Here is an 18,979-nt window from a genome sequence, read left to right on the forward strand (position 1 = left end):
TTTTATTGAATCTACGCTTGCAAAGATAGACGGATTGAATATTCTAATATGGATAGAATTATTCAAGATTGGTGCAAAATCATACAATTTTTCTGTTCTCATAAACTATTTCTCTTTTACGGATTCTAGTAATTCGGATAACTCTTTCACTATGTCGGGATGTTGTTTTGATACATTCGTTTTCTCCGATGGATCGGAGGATAAATCGTAAAGTTGAGACTGTCTGTCGTTGCCTAACTCCATTTTCGTCCAATGTTCGATGGCGGGGCCGTCACTCGGTTCGATGTATTTCCATTGGCCTTTTATGATGGCAAGTGTGTTATTGAGATTCTGTTGAACGACATACTCACGGTTTGTATTATTCTTGCCGAGGAGAACGTTCAGATGTTCCTGACTGTCGGGGGCAGCTCCCTTGCGTAAAGGTTGGTCCAGAAGTGAGGCGAGCGATGCATACACATCTATTTGAGAGAAGAGAGCTTGTTGCTTGTTCGGCTTCACCCGGGCAGGCCAACGGACAATAAACGGAACGCGTGTACCCGCTTCGTAAGCACTGTATTTCCCGCCACGGTAGATCCCCATCGGAGTATGTCCGTTGAGAAGTTCGTAAGCTTGGTCTTGATAGCCGTCGTCGATAACAGGACCGTTGTCGCTGGTAAAGATAAGGATGGTGTTGTCTGCGATGTGGAGGCTATCCAGTGTGTGCATGATTTCACCGATGGTCCAGTCCAGTTGCAGGATGACGTCGCCACGAGTGCCGAGTCCGCTTTTGCCTGCGAAACGTGGGTGGGGGATGCGCGGTACATGTACGTCTTGCGTACCCATATATAAGAAGAAGGGTTCTTCCTGATGGGATGCAATGAAATTCTTAGCCTTGTTGGTGATGATATCAGCTATGTCTTCATCTTTCCAAAGAGCGGATTTTCCTCCGGTCATCCAGCCGATACGGGGAATACCGTTGATAATTGTATTATTGTGTCCCTGACTGGGTTTTAAAGTGACGAGCTCCGGGTTCTCTTCTCCCGTAGGCCAGTCGCCGACTTTGTGGTCATAACTTACGGTGATAGGATCATTGGGGTCAAGTCCTACGACATGTCCGTTTTCTACAAATACACAAGGTACACGGTCTACGGTAGCCGGAATAATAAATTCGTAGTCAAAACCGATGCTTTGTGCGTTAGGGGTAATCCGGTTGTTAAAGTCGGTTCCACCTTTCGGACCGAGTCCCAGATGCCATTTGCCTACTGCACCGGTTGCGTATCCTGCATCTTTCAGCATATCTGCCATGGTGACGCAGGTAGTGTCGATAATGAGTTCAGAGTTGCCGGGAGCAATCCCTGTGTTTTCTTGTCTCCATGGATACATACCGGTCAGGAGTCCGAAACGGGAAGGAGTGCTGGTGGCGGAAGTTGCATAAGCATTGGTAAATTGTACTCCTTGTCCTGCCAGCCGGTCGATGTTGGGGGTACTCACTTTCGTTGCTCCATAACAGCTTAAATCACCAATGCCGAGATCATCTGCAAATATATAAATAATGTTAGGCTTTTGGTTATTCTGCCCATTGCTCTTTTGGGGTGCTTGATTGCATCCTGACAGCGTGACGATGCCGGACAACAGGGGAAGTAGACGCGAAACGTTTTTCATAATGCTGAGTGTTTTAGGAAATAATGTAATGAACACAAAGATAAGCGATTGGAAGAAAAAGAATGAGTAGGAATGTACAAGTGAAGTACAAAATAGTACACTTAAGAAGTTACCTTTTTTATTCGGGCGAAGATGTCCGGACTAAGAAACCGTTTATATTATAAATTTAGGCACGGATCACACGGATGAACGCTGTAGTTTTCATACTCATTGTTTTTTTAATCCGTGAAATCCGTGTGATCCGTGCCTAATAATATAAGATTATTTTGCAAGAGTGCTTGTACAATTGCCTGCTAATCTGTTTCTTCCCCGTCTCCTTCTTCTCCGCTCTCTTCTCCTTTACGGTAAGCCAGCGGACTGACGTGATAAATCTCCTTGAAACATTTACTGAAATAGCGGGAGGAGGAGAACCCGATCCGGTCGGAAATCTCCGTGATATTCAGCTCCGGGTTATTCCTTAACATGACAGCACCCTTTTTGAGACGTATGCTTAGGATGAAATCATTCGGAGTCTGACCTGTCACAGCTTTCAGTTTGGTGAATAGGTTCGTACGTGCCATACCCATTTCGCGAGCGAAGATATTGACGTTGAAATCCGTATTGTCCAGATGACGTTCGATAATAGCCATCGCACGGTCGAGCATCTCCTTATCCATCGGGTTGGTAGCCAACATTTGGGCAAAAGCCTGTGGTTGTTTGCTGAACTTCTCTTGCAGTAGTCGGCGGGAATTAACCAAATTATTGCAGCGGGAAATCAGAAGATTGGTATTAAACGGTTTCGTGATATAATCATCCGCACCAATCTTCAAACCTTCGATATTGTGCTCTATGGCAGTACGCGCAGTTAATAATACCACCGGAATATGGCAGGTATTAAAGTCCGTCTTGATCTGTTTGCAAAGTTCCGTACCCGACATACGTGGCATCACGACATCACTTAAAATGATGCTTGGCATATCCTTCTGTATCATCTCTAATGCTTCTACTCCATCGGAAGCCGTACTGACCTGATAGAATGTTTCGAAAATACCGACTAACATCTGCTTGATAGACTCATTGTCTTCCACTATCAACATTTTGGCGTCTTCGATACGCTTGTTATCTTCTTCTTTCCATTCCGAATCAGGGATTACTTCTACTGAAGGAACAATAGTTTCTGTTTGTTGGAGGGTTTCCGTATCATCCTTTGCTATTTGCTCTTCTGTAAAGTGTTCCTTGCCTAGTTTGAGGGTAATGATGAAACTGCTTCCTTTGCCCGGTTCGCTTTCCACCCGGATTGTGCCGTGATGAAGTTCCACAATACCTTTCGTCAGTGCCAGTCCGATGCCTGTACCGGCTCCGGTATTCAGCGAGTTGAGATGTTCGGTCTGATAAAAGCGGTCGAATATCTTATCAATTTCGGCAGCGGCGATACCTGTACCGGTATCTTTTATTTCAATGATGACATGGTCTTTCTCCTGCGATACATTAATCGAAATCGTATCTTCGGCCTTGGTATGTTTTACTGCATTAGACAGCAGGTTGTTTATTACTTTCTGCATTTGTTTTTGGTCATACCACACTTCAATGTCATCCTTCTGTTTGTTGAACTTGAAGTTGATTTGTTTGCTGCTGGCGTATTCGAGGAAGAGCAGATAATTCTCATACAGGAAGTTAACCAGGTTGTGCTGGCTTACTTTGATCTTCATGTGACCCTGTTCCTGTTTACGGAAATCAAGTAGTTCCGTAATCAGTTCCCGTAATTGGAGACTGTTCTTGTAGATTCCCAACACCTTATTATATATATTAGGCGTAAATGTCTGCACCTGCAACAAAGTTTCCACTTGTCCCACGATCAGCGTTAACGGTGTGCGGAATTCGTGTGAGATGTTAGTGAAGAAACGGAGTTTCGACTGGTTCAATGCTTCAAGGTCTTCAATATGCTTCTTCTCGTACTTCAAAGACTCACGGAGTTTGATGCGCGAATTATAGTTCTGAATAAGATACCATAACAGGCTGATAGTGACAATGGTATAAATCAGGTAAGCCCACCATGTCTCATACCATGAAGGGAGTACGATAATCAGCAGTCTGGCCTCTTTTATTCCTTCCTTTTGTGATTTGATGACAAGGGTATATTTACCCGGATTCAGGTTTGTATAAGTAATCAGCGTTTGCTTCCGGTAAGTATGGTTCCATTCGTTCGAGAAACCCTCCAGACGATAGAGAATCTCATCTCTGTTGGCAGGGATGAAGTTGGAAGTGGCATATTCGATGCTAAACATTGATTGATTCGCTTTCAGACTGATTTCCGGAGTGTGACAGATTGACTGTTCCAGGATGCCGCTTTCATCTCCCGGAACTACTTCTTTTCCGTTGACAAGCAGGCGGGAAAGAATGATATTATATGATTTGGGAGTGAAGTGTAGCTTCTTTTCCCAGAAAGAAATCATTCCCTGAATACCACCAAGGAACACTTCTCCGTCATGTGTCACAAATAGTGCGTTTTCATTAACGGCGGTTAGCGGGAATCCGTTTTCCGTACCGTAATTATAGAATTTCTTGCTTGGATAGTCAAACTGTGAGAACCCTTGATTGGTAATCAGCAATAAGTCGCCTTTCTGTATGGATGATTCGCATACTTCGTAGATGCAGTCGCTGGATAAACCATCTGTTTGTACATCGAAGTTTTCAAAGTCATCACTTGCCTTACGGTAACGGTCGAGACCGCTTCCGGAGGTGCAGAACCACAGATTACCATTACTGTCCTGCATGATACTGTTGATATTATTGTTGCTAAGACTGTTCGGATTAGCGGGATTATGCGGATAATTAGTAAGTTTACCGCTGTCGAACCGGTAAGAATAAACACCCTCCCCGGTAGCCGCAATCCACAATGTACCGTCTTTGTCGATGCAAAGACTGGCTACCATGCCAATGCCTCTTCCTTCTTTGGTTTCTTTAAAGAGTTGTTGGCAAGCACCTGTTGCCGGATTGAAAAGACAGACACCGTTTTGTGTGGCGACAACCAGCTTGTCCTTATAAGGTACAATGTCTCGGACGATATCCGAAGGTAGCGAAGTTGGGTCTCCCGCTTTCATCCGGTAGACTGTGAAACGGTTGGTACGCAGGTCGAGTTTGTTCAATCCTCCCAAGTGTGTACCTATCCACATAATTTCATTAGTCCGGTCGTAATAGATTGCTTTGACGTTGTTATGGGAAATACTATTTTTGCCCTCTTCGTGGCGATACCACCGATAGGTATTATTTTTCCGGTCGTACACATTCACGCCACCGCCTTCTGTACAGATCCATAAGTTTCCGTCTTTGTCCTCAGTCATTCTGCCGACAATCGGGCTACTTAAACCTTCTTTTTCTGTATCTCCCGTCTTGTAGCGGGTATAGATTTCATATTCCGGATTGAAATAGTTGACTCCTCCGAAATAAGTGCCCAGCCAAATTGTTCCTTGTTCATCTTTGACGATGCACCAGATAGAGGAGTGGGTGAGACCGTCGGGTTTGTTCGCGTTGGCAGTGTAAAGTTGGAATTTGCCTGTGCTCTTTTCATAGCGATTTAACCCGTGAAAGGTTCCTATCCATAAGTTGCCTGCGTTGTCCTCGCTACAACTTCTTACGAAGTTGGAGCAAAGGCTGTTCGGGTTTCCGGGTTCGTGGTGGAGGTTTTCGATGCTTCCGTCTTTCTTTACGTGGTAAAGTCCTTCTTCCCAACTGCCTATCCATAATTCTTTGGAAGAATCTTCGTAGATGCTGGCAATATTACCTCTTGTGACAGGTTGGGAAATTTTCTTATCGTCGGACAGGCAGTAAAGTCCGTTACTGGTAGTTCCCATCCACAGATTTTTCTTTTCGTCCAGGTGGAGGCAGGAGAGGGTGATATCTTTTCCGGCAAGATGATAGTAGAGATCGAAGTTTCCCGTACTTTCATTATATACAAATACTTCTTCTCTTTTCCCGATATATAATTTCTCATTGAAATAAATAGCATCCACATTGCCTTGCAGCAACGTTTTGAATCTTTGTGTGGTCAGATCGAATTCTGCCACCCCGTCCGTACAGAGCAGGTATACCTTTCCGTTTTTGTTTCCGGTGATGCGCAGCACTGTATTGCTGAACAAGCTGTTCGGGTCGTTTTTATTAAGTTTGAAACTTTTGATATCGTTACCGTTATACCGGTTCAGTCCTTCACGAGTGCCGATCCATATAATTCCCCGTTCATCAATATAAAGGCTATTGACAGAAAATTGGGAGAGTCCGTCGTCCGTGGTCAAGTGGCTAAAAGTGATGTTTTGACCTTGTGTGCGGACTCCAGCTACGCTTAAAAATAGCAGAAATAAAAGAATTACTTTTCTCACTAATTTATTTTTTAAGGTGTTTACATCTATGCAAATATATTATTTTTATTCGATTTCTGTGAACCTTATTAGAAGAAAGTAACTATAAAGTACCGGGAGAGAATCCTATTTAACAGAATTACTCTCCCGGTTTCTAACCTGACTAACCTTTTATATAGTGCCCATGACTATTTAATGTAGAATGTGACCAATACTCCTTTATGATCGCTTGGCCATTGATTGTTTACGGGTGGAATAATCGGATCCTTGGTTTGTTCTTTTATTCTTTGCCCGCGTACGATAGAGCCTGTCGGACCTACTATCTGCGCGTTTTTCACTTGCAAGTCCTTATTCGGATAATAATAAACGAAATCAATCCGTTCACGTTCATCTGCTTCCGGTGCCCATGAGAGGTTTGCCGGTGCGATTGCTTTGTTGTCGGCGGGAAAAGTGAACCCCGGATATTTAACCGGGTCGGGATGCATCACCCGATAGGCATCTTTATATCCTCTTTGAATCAGCAATTTGGAAGTTCCCCAATTAACGATACATCCCCGATGATCGAATAAATCTTTTGTATCGTTCTGCCAATCCAGATAAGAAGGTTCGTTCAGATCTCCGGCAAAGAAAACAAATGCGCCTTGCTCCAGTTCTTTGGCAGCATCGTTGATAAAAGCCTGGGCAGATTCTATACGGTCTGATTCTTCACATACGGACAGAATTTTGTCCACGTCTGTGATAGGAGCCGGAAGTTTATCCCAATTAACACTACCGTCATTGTATCCGCGTGGATAATAGCATGTGTAGTAGCGGTATTCCGAGTGTGCCGGGTAAACAGCTACCCGTTTCCCGCTTACATCCAGAATAGCTTTGAACATCCATTTATTGATGCGCTCTGTTGCTTTGATCGGGAACTTCGATATGACTGCCCTTCCGTCTATGCGTGCATCGTAATAGGTAAGTCCTTTATCTTTAAGTCCTTGCATCAGTTTAGGCATCACAGGGTCGTCTTGCGGACCTTTATATAATTCGCAAAACGTTGCCACATCTGGCTGTATGGTGGCAATTTGTTCAATTAGGTATTCCGGGGCATGTTCCACTTTGGTACATTCCACCCATAAGTTGAGTTGGAAGAATTTGAACTCTGTTTTCTTTCCTGTTTTTTCTTCCGGTGCAGATATATCAGTATCGCTTTTGGAACATGCCGTGATAACAGGAAGTATGGCAATAATAATCGTTAATAACCACTTTTGCATAATCTGTATTTTTAATAGTTGATTACCATCCCGGATTTTGGCAGTTAGTTCCTGATGCATTTTGCAACCGGATTGCTTCATCACCCGGTATGGGATATAATAAGAATTTCTCACTGTATGCTCTTCGGTCACTATCTACAACAAAGCGGGAATAGCTTCCATCCGCATTTGCTTTCATTCCGGTGACGACCTTGTCTGTCTGATCCAAAATTTTCCAACGGCGCACGTCGAAGAAGCGATGTTCTTCAAAAGCAAGTTCCACACGTCTTTCATTTCTGACTCGCAGACGGAATTGGTCGCAGGATAATCCGTAAGGAATTCCCGGCATACCTACTCTGGAACGCACTGTATTAACTGCATCTACTGCATCATTAGGTACGATTCCGGTAGTTGATGCTTCGTTAGCAGCTTCCGCATAATTCAAATATAATTCGGCCAGACGGAACTCTTTAAAATATCCGTCCAAATTACCGGAACGTCCGGATTTGTAATGTGAGAACTTACGTGTATAATAACCGGTGCAGGTGTAACGTGCATTGCTCGGATCAAGAGCACAGTTTCCTCCTGTCTTGGTTGAGACTAATGTACCCGTCTCCAGATTCAGCTTGGAACCATCATAATAGATAGAAGCTTTAAGACGTGGATCACGGTTTTCATACGGCTTAGCTTGATTGTAGAGATTCTGGACAGCCGAATTCAGATTGGGCTGCAGGTGATTGGCGTCTTGATAGGGATTTTCAAGATTGAGAAGGGGATAGGCTTCTGTCATATCCGCATTCACAACTTCATAAGCATCAAGTAATTCTTGGGACGGACAGGCTCCAGCATCTGTCTGACCATCAGTAGCTGGCAGACCGGCATAACTCCACATATACATCTGTCCAACTTCCATAATAGTTTCTTTGTCGTTTACTACTGGAAGGTCAGTACGTGAGTAGAAATAAACATCATAAGGAGAGTAACCGGCAGTGGCATTCGGCTGTTTCTTATAAAGTTCATAGTCGTTTGCCAGGCAGTCGTCCAAAGATTTCTTCGTGATTTCTGCAGCTTCTTTCCAGGTGATTGTTCCGTCATTGTACAGGGGGCTGGCCGCATAGAGTGCTATTTGCGAACGGATGGCTGCACAGATGGCTTTCGTCATTACATGACGGTAGTTTTCCTTGTCCAATGAACGCCACCCCCATTCTTCAACAGTGGGAATGTCGATGGCATCCTGACAATCGGTCAATATTTGACGGGCACATTCGCCGAATGTACCTCTCTTGACTTTGGTATAATCGTAGTCAGGAGTTGTTATGACAGGAACGCCTCCATAACGCTTTACCAATTGAAGATAATAGAAAGCACGTAATGTTAATACCTGTGCTTTGAAACTGTTACGTATCTCTTCCGAGTAGACACTGGCAGTAGGGATATTGGCAAGGAAGATGTTGCAAGCGCGAATCCCTTGATAATAATGGTTGTAATTTTCCGGATTACCTTCGATGTTTTCCAATGGATTGCTGAAGGGGGATAATTGTCCCTCATTCCATTTGCGGGTAGCTCCGTTCTGTAGTTCCCAAGCATCTTTTGCTTCGTCCGTACAGCCTGCAAGCATGGTATAATTATAGTTCATTCCATAGTTTAGAATCCATCCGTAGCATTGGTTCATATAGGCATACGTTTTGCGATTAGTGGTAAACAAATCACTGTAATCTGTACGACCGTCCGGGTGATCCTCAATATCGGTGCATCCGTTCAATGCTGGCAATACAAATAGGGAGAGCACTCCTAATATAAGTTGTTTTATTTTCATAACTTTAGTCTTTAGAAATTCAAGTTAAGTCCGATATTAAATGTTCTGTAAATAGGATATGCGGTATAAGCATATTGTTCAGGGTCCAGATTGTCAAACTTAAGAGATGAAGTAGTCAGCAGGTTAGCACCGCTGATATAAAATCTCATCTTCTCCAGTTTTAGTTTACTGCTCCAACGTTTTGGCAATGTATATCCTAATACTACATTTTTTACTCGCAAATAGTTATTCTTAGAATAGAAGAACTCATTGCTTTGGAGGCTGGAAGAGTTTCCGGTGGTCAGAGCCGGGTAGGAAATCTCTTCATTGGCAGCATAACGTTCTGCTGTCCATGCATTACGGTGCAGGTCGGTGTACACGCCTTGATAGCTATTGTCGAAGATACCGCACCCACTATAATAGGCGGCTGTGCCCGACACGCCCTGCAACTGAACATATAAATCAAAGTTCCTATATTCTAATTGGATAGATCCGCCATAGGCGATGGTCGGTAGCGTTTGTGCTTTATCCATTGGGGCTTGGTCGCGTTCGTCGATATTTCCGTCGTTGTTCAGGTCCTTGTAGACAAAGTCGCCCGGACGGGGAGAAGCTCCGGAGAATCGGAGTCCGCTCTTGTCTATTTCTTCCTGACTGTTATAATATCCGTTTCCGTTGGAGTAGTCAATGAGATAGCCAAACTGCTGTCCGGCAGAATAACCGGTCTTACGATATGGATAGTAATATCCGCTGGTTGTACGATTTAACTCTTTGACATCAATCACTTCGTTTTTATTGTATCCCATGTTGCCTCTGAATGTCATATTTAATCCGCATTTTAGCTTCTTGGTGTAAGATAATTCGACATCGAATCCCTTGTTATTCATCTTACCTAGATTTTCGAAGGGCAGATAATTGCTGGCAATACCTTGTGCAGAAGAGATACTATTGTCTTGGATAGCCATATTGGTCTGCTTTACGTTCCAGTAGTCAAATGTGAAACTTAATGAATTGAGCAGAGTGATATCAATTCCGTAGTTTTGCTGGAAAGACTTTTCATAGTGGATATATGGATTACCTTGCATACCTTCTACTGTTTGAGCTGCATAGTAGTTACTTAACAAATAGCCTTGCAACTGATAACGTACATCGGTAGCATACAGGAAACGTGTTGCGGATATTTGGTCATTTCCCAGCCAGCCCGCAGACGCACGTACTTTGAGGAAAGACAACCAGTCACTGTCTTTCAGGAAACTTTCGTTGGATACCACCCAGGCGGCGGATACCGTCGGAAAGAATTTAAAACGGTTGCCCGGTTTGAACTGTTCCGTACCGTCATAAGTGAAATCTCCCTGTATATAATACCGTGAACCATAACCATATTTGAGATGTCCCATCAGTGACAAACGGTCGTATGGAAGATCTCCGTTTTTCATCATATTCTCATTGAAATAGCTGATAAATGCGTCTACTTCATGCTTTTCTCCAAAAGTACGGTTGTAGTTGACAAACCCCTGGAAGTTGATAAAATAACGCATATTGGCAGTCTTACTTAGGCTTAGAGGAAGAGTGGTGTGTGTGCCGAAAAGCCCGTTGCCATTGGCTGCGTAACGTGCATAGTCGGTAGAACCGTAGATTGTACCGTCATAGTTTGCTTCGTAACCTACTATTCCTTTTACGCTTAATCCTTTGGTCAGGAATCCCAGATCCAAGTTCATTCCATAGGCGACATTCAGGTTGATACCTGTCCGGTGGCTATATCCGGAACGGTTGATAAGTCCGTAAGTAGGGTATTCGTTATATTCTGTGGTAATTACCTTTCCATCTTCGGTGACAGGTCCCGGTACGGTGGGAGCCATCTGATAGATTGAATTCATAATATCTCCTGTTCCATTATACCCTTGGTTCATCCGGTCGATAGTGACATTAGTATTGAGGAAACAATTCAGATAACGGTGCAGAGTAACGTCTACATTGGCTAGGATATTGAAACGATGCAATTTGAGCGCGGGGTTATAGTTGTCGTTCTTCTCTGCGTCAATCAGGCTGTTTTGGTGAAGATAGCCGGCATTAACAAGATACTTAACCCGGTTATTACCTCCGCTGATATTGATGTTGTAACGTTGCATACTGGCTGCATCATTCATAAAGGTGTCATACCAGTCATGTCCGGGTATAGTCCCATCTGTGAATCCTGCTATTTCATATAAAGAATAAAGCGGAGTGCCACCATCATTGAGTAGTGCCTGATTACGCATCTGTGCATATTCACCTGTACCTACTGTTTTGGGGCGCTGGGTAGCCTGCTGTATAGAGAAGTCCATGTTTACATTTACTTTGGTACGTCCTATTTCTCCTCTTTTGGTAGTAATAAGAATCACTCCGGAGGAAGCCCGGGGACCATATAATGCTTTAGCTGCGGCATCTTTCAGAATACTGACAGATTCAACAGCATTGGCATCAAGTGTGTTCATGTCGAACAGTGGAGCCGGAATTCCGTCGAGCACGACCAAAGGTGAATTACCATTTATAGAGTTCAGGCCACGTATATACATCGTTGTTGCATCGTCGGCCGGTGTGCTGGTTGACTGGATAGAGGTCAACCCGGCCAAACGTCCGGTCAGTGTGGCTGAAAATCCGCTATTGGGCGTTTTTGCCAATTCGTCTCCCTGAACAGTAGAGATAGCTCCGGTATAACTTCCTTTTTTCTCTTTTTGTAGCATAGCTACTTCGATAGGTGTATCCTGACCGGCGATATCTGATACCAGGCGAAATTCAACCGGTTTGTTCAGAGTGAGTTTCATTGTCTGGTTCCGGTATCCCGGAATCTTACAAACTGCCATATTGGCTTCTGACGGTATTTCCATGATGAACTTTCCGTCTTTGTCACTGCTTGTGGTGTATTCGGGATTGTCCGGAACAGAAATGATTGCACCCTCTAAGGGTTCGTTGCTCTCATTCCGCACCACACCGGATATTACTTCTTGCACTTGTGCCCGGCATACTTCGTTGCCCGCAAACAGGCATACGATGCACAAAAGTGTGATTATTCTGTTTTTCATATACATTCTGTTTTATGATTACCATCCTGCATTTTGCCACGTCTGTCCTGTCGTGCCTTCCAATACGGCTGCTTCACTGGCAGGGATAGGATATACGTGCCATTTCTTTTCATAACTCATTTTACTCGGCTTGCCACCGTCTGTTCCTAAAATAATTCTTTCATAAGAGAATGAATTTCCATTCTTGGTGATTTTCATACCTGTGGTAAACTTCTCGTTTTCCATGTTCTCATTTGCTGGTGTCCAGCGGCGGATGTCGAAATATCTGTCTTCTTCGCAAGCCAGTTCTACCTGACGTTCATGGCGTACTAACAAGCGTGCTTCGTTCTTATCATTTGTAGACAAATCAACCGAGGGATCAAAGCCTGCCCGGTGGCGGATTTCATTGATCCATCCCAGACCTTCGGTGAGATGACCGCTTTCAATGGCTGCTTCGGCTGCGTTCAGATAGATTTTGCCTAACCGGTAGAAACGGAAACGTCCGTCATATCCAGCCACTCCGGCTGCTTTACAGTTACCGTTCACCATTCTCTTTCTCCAATAATAACCGGTACGTGTGTTGGTATTTCCACTGGTACGGATTTCGCTGTTTCCTCCTACATATGTTTCTACAACTGCCGGTTCTTTGCCTAACAGAACTGGACTGTTATTGTAAAAAACAGTAGCCTGTAAACGTAAATCGCGTCCATTATAGGGATTTGCAGGATCATAACCACTATTGGGATTGTAATTAGGAGACAGATGCTTCTCATCATTATAAGGTTTTGACAAATTCAATATTGGTTTTCCGGTTGCTAACATATCATAGGCGTCTACTAACTCCTGAGAAGGCACAATGGTGAGTTGGGCATTCCCTAATACCGGTGCTCCGATAACATCATACAAAGGATTTGTATACGGGTCGGGCCAATAACCTTCTGTGCTTTGCCAGATTGTTTCTTTGTCACTGGGATCTGTTCCAATGTAGTTATTGAGCGTGAAGTACTCCATATAAGCATTGTTATAATACTTTTCCGTATCCGAACATTTAGTATAGAGTTCGTAGCCGTTGGCTTTCAGTTGTTCCAAACAGTCTTTATTGATCGTGTAAGCCCATTCCCATAGATCCTTTCCACCATTGTTATAAGTGCTGGCAGCAAACAAAGATGCTTCGGAACGGATAGCCATTGCGATGCCTTTGGTCATTCTGATCTTTTCGTTGAGCGTTGTCAGCCTCCAGGGAAGATTGGCTGATTTAAGGGCTGTTTCGCAATCGTCTACAATGAAGCGGGCACAGTCCTCAAAGCTGGGGCGTGATAAGGTTGAAAAATCATAATCCAGCCCGTAAGGCTCCTTTTCAATAGGTACAGGACCATACCATTTCAACAGTTCCATATAGAAATAAGCGCGGAGTACATGAGCTTCCGCTACCCAGCGGTCACGATCTGTTTCGCTCGGGATGGCAGCAGTGGCTGCCCGTTGGAGGAATGTGTTGATGGTGCGGATTTGTCCCCAGTATAATTGCCAGTATCCTCCTTCCGAGTAGGTATCACCCATGTCTCTACGAACATCAAGATAGAAGTCTGTAGTAGTACAGTTACCTGATGCGGCATGTGCAAAGCCACCGCCGGAACCATCTGTGCAATCCCATGCTTCGTCACTAAGTGCCACAGGATAGTTGCTCCAGAAGTGATATCGCAAACTCTTTTTGGGCAGGTAGTCAAAACAAGTGCTGAAATAAGCTTTGGTCAGATCAGGATCCTGAAATACTTCATCCAGCGATAATCTTCCGTCAGGAGCTACATCCAATGCTTCGTTACAAGAACTGAATGTGAGCAGAGAAGCAAACATGCATATATAAATAAATCTTTTTTTCATATCGGGTTTGTTTTAGCCGTTAAAATGTAATATTTAAACCTACATTGTAAGTGCGCATTGTCGGATAAGCTGCCGGACCGTTCTGTTCCGGATCGAAGCTATCGGTTTTGAGGTGAGTCCATGTATACAGATTGTTACCGCTTAAATAGAAACGTACATTCGATGCACCGATTTTCTTGCTGATGCTTTCCGGTAATGTATATCCTACTTCTGCATTTTTCAGACGTATATAGGAGGCATCCATGATAAAGAAATCATTGGGCTGTAAGCTTGGCCCGCCACTGCTGGATAAACGGGGATACGTAATCTTTTCATGATTATTATAGCGTTCTTCGCTCCAACGTCCCATGTGCATTTTGTAGAAGTTGCCACTGCTTTCGTAGATACCGGCTCCCGAATAAGTCTTGCTGTATTGGCCTACTCCTTGCAACATGATGGAAACGTCGAATCCTTTCCAATTGGCAGATAAAGAGAAACCGTAGTTGATGCGGGGTAACAGAGATGAATAGCCGATAGGAGCTTTGTCACGGTCATTGATCACACCGTCTCCGTTGAGATCTTTATAAATAAAGTCTCCGGGTTCCGGTGTTCCTACACCTTCGTAAGTCAGTCCGCTTTTGGCGATACTTTCGTCACTGTAGAAGAAACCGGTTCCGTCACGGCCTTTTTCGGGATCATAGCTGTGGTCGATAATATATCCCCAGTTTTGTCCTAATGAAAATCCGGTGGTGCGGGTGCGGTATGCATAATCCTTACCTAATAGCGGTTCGTCATATTCCAAAACTTTGTTTCTGGCATAACTGAAGTTTGCATTGGCAGAAACGGATAGTCCGTTCTTGAATTGCTTCTGATATCCGAGTACCATCTCAAATCCCTGGTTCTTGACTTCACCATCGTTCATCAATGGAAGGGCAGAGGAGGGTAGACCTTGAATCATAGGAGTAGTTTGAGGGATGATCAGGATGTTCTTTCTTTTTTCAACGAAGTAGTCGAACGAGAAAGAAAGATCATGGTACAAAGATATGTCTATACCATAATTTTGTTTTTCAGCTGTTTCCCATGTGATACTTTTGTTTCCTATGTAGTTTTCGGCGATTTTGTAACCTTGTCCCCAGCCGGAACCGTTGGAAGCGTACCCCAAACTAGGAGATAACCAGTGGTCTCCTTTACTGTCTGTTACTACGGAATATTGACTGATATTATCCAGATAAAGGAAGCGGGCAGGCTTTCCGTCACTGGTTGTAAATGCATCATTTCCTACTTTTCCCCAAGAAGCTCTTAATTTCAGATTCGTCAGGACTGGATTATCCTGAAGAAAGCTTTCGTTAGTTACTAACCAACCAAGAGAGGCGGCGGGGAAGAATCCGAATCGTTTGTCTGGAGAGAATTGCTCCGAACCGTTGTAACCCATATTTACTTCTACAAAATAACGCCTGTCATAATCATAAGTTGCACGTCCTGCAATACCGATTACATTATAAGGCAGTAGCAGATCACCTGATGTCTCTTTAGATTCTTTAACATCCCGCTGTGCCAGGAACATGGCAGTAATATTGTGTTTCTCAGCAAAACTACGGTTGTAGTTGATTTGCGCTTGCAGGTTCATTGTCCAATAGGACTCGGAAGACTTGGTCAGCTCGATTGGACCATCTTCATCTTCCAGGCTAGGATGCCGGTTGATAAACAGATGTTCTCCTGAAGCTAACGTCTGATAGGTATACCAGGTGTAGGAACGTTTTCCTATTGTTTTGCCGAATCCTTTGGAGTCGAAAGATACTTGTCCTTTGACAGAGAGCCCTTTGGTGATAAATCCCAAATCAATTTCCACTCCTCCGATGACATTGATTCCCGATCTGGTCTCCAGTTGATAACCCGAACGGTTGATTAAAGGATATGCGCTCAACGAATTGTTGGCAGGATCTTCTACAGATAATCCGGCTCCGATAGGGAAGGTGCGTATAGCGTCGGTGGCGTATGCACCTTCCGGAGTCAGATACATGGAAGTAGGCCGTGAAGTCAGAGCACTATTGAATACACTTGTCATGCTTGCAGAAGTCCCGTTGATCCGTTCCAGATAAGAGGAGGCATTTAAGTTGATCTTCACTGACTTATTGACTTTATAGTCAATATTTGAACGGAAGTTGTATCGGTCTAATGAAGACTGGGCATTGTAACCTAACTTGGATTTAGGTTCTACGTTGAACATACCTCCCTGATGCAGGTAGCCTGCACTTACAAAATACTGAAGTTTGTCCGAACCTCCGGAAACGTTCATGTTAGCTCTGGTCATAGGTGCATAATCTCTGAATAAGATATCTTGCCAGTTATTATTCGGATAGAAATCAGGATCTACGGGGTTACCTGTTTTCCATGAGTCGAACTTGTCGATGTCCGGTCCGAAGAACTCGGCAGAGTTCCCATCGTTAGTGAGTGCTTCATTGCGAAGTCTTACCCAATCCCATGAGTCCAGGCGTTCGGGTTTGAAGGCCATTTCCTGCATACTGAATTCTACATTGGCACTGATACGGGCAGTTCCTTTTTCACCTCTCCGGGTGGTGATCATTATAACTCCATTGGCACCTCGTACACCGAATACTGCCGTTGCGGAAGCATCTTTCAATACGGAAATATTAGCGATTTCGTTCGGATCGATGGAACGCATATCGTCTACAGCTACTCCATCTACCATGATTAATGGATTTGTACCGTTTGTGGTGGCTGCACCACGAAGGAACATGGTCACTTCGTCACGTCCCGGTTCACCGGAAGTCTGGATAGTGGTCAGTCCGGGGAGCTTTCCGGATAAAGCGGAGCTTAAGTTGGGCGATGAAGACTTCATCAATTCTTTTCGGTCGATGGAAGCAACGGAGCCAATGACAGAAACTTTTTTCTGGGTACCGTAAGCCACTACTACAACTTCTTCCAGATTCGCTACGTCCGGATGCATAATGATGCGCATGTCTTTTTTTGCAGGTACATCTTGTTTTTGATAACCTACATAACTGATCTCCAGTATTGCGTTGGGAGCAACCGATAAAGAGAAACGACCGTCTATGTCTGTAATAGTACCATTCGTTGCTGCTCCTTTTTCCATGACGGAAGCTCCGATCAGGCTTTCACCGGACTCGTCCACGACGACTCCGGAGGCTGTTATCTTGGACTGTTGCTGTATCAGGGTAGCATCTCCAATATCTGATGCATTTCCTGTAACGGGAATACAGATTCCCAACCCGAGCAACAGGCACATTTTGTATAGCCAATAACTTCTTTTCATAACTATAACGTTTAAGATTATTTTCTGTCTAATTAAATGAACTCAACATTTTGTCCTTGTCGTATCCTATGTATTCATAGCGTTCTATCCGGACACCTTGGTCTTTTGCGGTAATACAAGGACTTGTGCCATTCCATGAGCTATCCATCCACCACTCTTCTACTAATAGTTTTCTTTGAGTTGAAGAGTTGTTAGTAAATGAGAACTGAACTTTCGAAGGATCTATTGTTCCTCCGGAATAACCTAAAACAGAATAAGTGCCTGCCAAATTACGCAGATCGACATAAACGAGCGGACAACCGGATGCATTTAATGTTGTGATGGACTTGCAACGGTTTATATCCAGATATGTCAGCCCCGGATTATTGCTTACATCAATAGAGGTTATCATATACTGGTCTCCGGAAATAAACTTGGTCAATCCTGCGTTCTTAGCACTGAAAGATTGAATGCCTTTCTCATCTACCGGACCTGCTGTATAGCTGGTGCTGATTGCATATTTACTTAGGTCGATCTCTCCCAGATTATTACCGTCCAAGATGAGGCTCTTATATCCGCAGAAGTATTGCAACCCTTCCAGATTGGTGATTCCCTTGTTGCTAAGATCAAGAGTTGTGTTGTTCTTGAAGTATTCTGTATTCAGAGCTGCCACTGTCAGAACTTTATCCCCTTCGAAGACATCCGGAACCAAGGCTTTGAGGGCATTCCGTAGGTTTATATCAGGAATTTCCCCGTACTTTTTCAATGTTTTCTGATATTTTCCGTAACTGTAATAGTAGTTGTTGTTTCCATCCGGATAGTCGTGCATCCAATCGTACCCTTCCACTGTCACTCCATTATTGATGGCATCTACGATAGAACCGCTATTGCTATAGTATGAGTCCATCCACCAGGATTCCATTTTCAGAAGTCGTTCTTTGCTTGCATCGTCACTGAAAGTAAATTTGAAGTCTGTACTGTTATAGTTCAGACATCCGCCATAGATGCTGTGGTAGTTACGTACATCCAAATAGACCAGTTTGCAGTTTAGAGCAGAGAATCTTTCAATGGTATAACAGTAATACAGATCGATAGATTCTAGTTGGATGCTTCCGTCTATGTTGAGAGAAACCAATGTGCTATTCGGATGTTCTACAGTAGCCAGTTCCAGTTTAGTCAATCCTGTGTTTTGTGCAGTCAATTCGGACAGCCTGGACAGAACTTCAGCAGGAATTTCGCTTATATCATTGTTGTTGCAGATCAGTTTACGGATGTTGCTGAAATACTCGAGTCCTTCCAAAGAAGTGATATTCTTATCGCTGATATCCAGTGCGCCATCAGTGAATGTGACATACTTCGCACTGGAAGAAATCTTCTCTCCTTTGAATATATCGGGGAAGAGAGCAGAGAGGGCATTGCGCAAGTTCTCATCGGGCATTACTCCTACAGTACTGTTGATGACTCCCAATGTTCGCATTTTACTACCACGTACTAATACAAGTCCATAAGAATCTTTGTTTGCAGTAGAGGGGTATAGTACCGTAATATGGTCGGAGGATACTTCTCTGGTTTCCATGTAGATGGGCTGTTCTGTCCCTCCTGATAAAGGAGAAAGTGCCAGTACATCACAGTCAATAAAGCCATTTCCCTGAATGGTAATCTCTGTGCCCAGGGATTCTTCCGAAATGTCCGGAAGCACTACATTGGTTACTCCCAGGTCTGTGCCTAACTTTTCGTCTTCACATCCCAAAAGGAATACCATTCCAAGCATTAATAAAATGTAGAAATGTGTTTTCATAAATACTATT

The 18,979-nt window shown here is 43.8% G+C and carries 8 protein-coding genes; all 8 read right to left on the reverse strand.

Annotated features, from left to right (window positions below):
• Positions 1 to 105: 105 nt before the first annotated feature.
• Positions 106 to 1,641, reverse strand: coding sequence for a sulfatase-like hydrolase/transferase (locus NXX38_RS07700; RefSeq protein ID WP_258978986.1), 1,536 nt, complete (start codon positions 1,639 to 1,641; stop codon positions 106 to 108).
• Between the two features lie 293 nt (positions 1,642 to 1,934).
• Positions 1,935 to 5,993, reverse strand: coding sequence for a two-component regulator propeller domain-containing protein (locus NXX38_RS07705; protein WP_258978987.1), 4,059 nt, complete (start codon positions 5,991 to 5,993; stop codon positions 1,935 to 1,937).
• A 167-nt stretch (positions 5,994 to 6,160) separates the two neighbouring features.
• Positions 6,161 to 7,228, reverse strand: coding sequence for an endonuclease/exonuclease/phosphatase family protein (locus NXX38_RS07710; RefSeq protein ID WP_258978988.1), 1,068 nt, complete (start codon positions 7,226 to 7,228; stop codon positions 6,161 to 6,163).
• 22 nt (positions 7,229 to 7,250) lie between these two features.
• A complete protein-coding gene (locus tag NXX38_RS07715) occupies positions 7,251 to 9,023 on the reverse strand; it encodes a RagB/SusD family nutrient uptake outer membrane protein (protein ID WP_258978989.1) in 1,773 nt (590 codons plus the stop codon).
• Positions 9,024 to 9,034: 11 nt separating this feature from the next.
• A complete protein-coding gene (locus tag NXX38_RS07720) occupies positions 9,035 to 12,067 on the reverse strand; it encodes a SusC/RagA family TonB-linked outer membrane protein (protein ID WP_309569413.1) in 3,033 nt (1,010 codons plus the stop codon).
• Positions 12,068 to 12,079: 12 nt separating this feature from the next.
• Positions 12,080 to 13,918, reverse strand: a complete 1,839-nt coding sequence (locus NXX38_RS07725) for a RagB/SusD family nutrient uptake outer membrane protein (RefSeq protein ID WP_195649799.1) — start codon at positions 13,916 to 13,918, stop codon at positions 12,080 to 12,082.
• Positions 13,919 to 13,937: 19 nt separating this feature from the next.
• On the reverse strand, positions 13,938 to 17,192 hold the full coding sequence (locus tag NXX38_RS07730; protein WP_148365483.1) for a TonB-dependent receptor: 3,255 nt from the start codon (positions 17,190 to 17,192) through the stop codon (positions 13,938 to 13,940).
• A 28-nt stretch (positions 17,193 to 17,220) separates the two neighbouring features.
• Complete coding sequence (locus NXX38_RS07735; protein WP_258978992.1) at positions 17,221 to 18,969, reverse strand: hypothetical protein; 1,749 nt, start codon at positions 18,967 to 18,969, stop codon at positions 17,221 to 17,223.
• Positions 18,970 to 18,979 lie beyond the last annotated feature (10 nt).

The organism is Bacteroides sp. BFG-637, from assembly GCF_024793605.1.
Lineage (GTDB): Bacteria > Bacteroidota > Bacteroidia > Bacteroidales > Bacteroidaceae > Bacteroides > Bacteroides vicugnae.

Coding starts and splice junctions, on each gene's coding strand:
- NXX38_RS07700 (WP_258978986.1), bottom strand. CDS start 1,641: ATGAAAAACGTTTCGCGTCTACTTCCCCTGTTGTCCGGCATCGTCACG.
- NXX38_RS07710 (WP_258978988.1), bottom strand. CDS start 7,228: ATGCAAAAGTGGTTATTAACGATTATTATTGCCATACTTCCTGTTATC.
- NXX38_RS07715 (WP_258978989.1), bottom strand. CDS start 9,023: ATGAAAATAAAACAACTTATATTAGGAGTGCTCTCCCTATTTGTATTG.
- NXX38_RS07720 (WP_309569413.1), bottom strand. CDS start 12,067: ATGTATATGAAAAACAGAATAATCACACTTTTGTGCATCGTATGCCTG.
- NXX38_RS07725 (WP_195649799.1), bottom strand. CDS start 13,918: ATGAAAAAAAGATTTATTTATATATGCATGTTTGCTTCTCTGCTCACA.
- NXX38_RS07730 (WP_148365483.1), bottom strand. CDS start 17,192: ATGAAAAGAAGTTATTGGCTATACAAAATGTGCCTGTTGCTCGGGTTG.
- NXX38_RS07735 (WP_258978992.1), bottom strand. CDS start 18,969: ATGAAAACACATTTCTACATTTTATTAATGCTTGGAATGGTATTCCTT.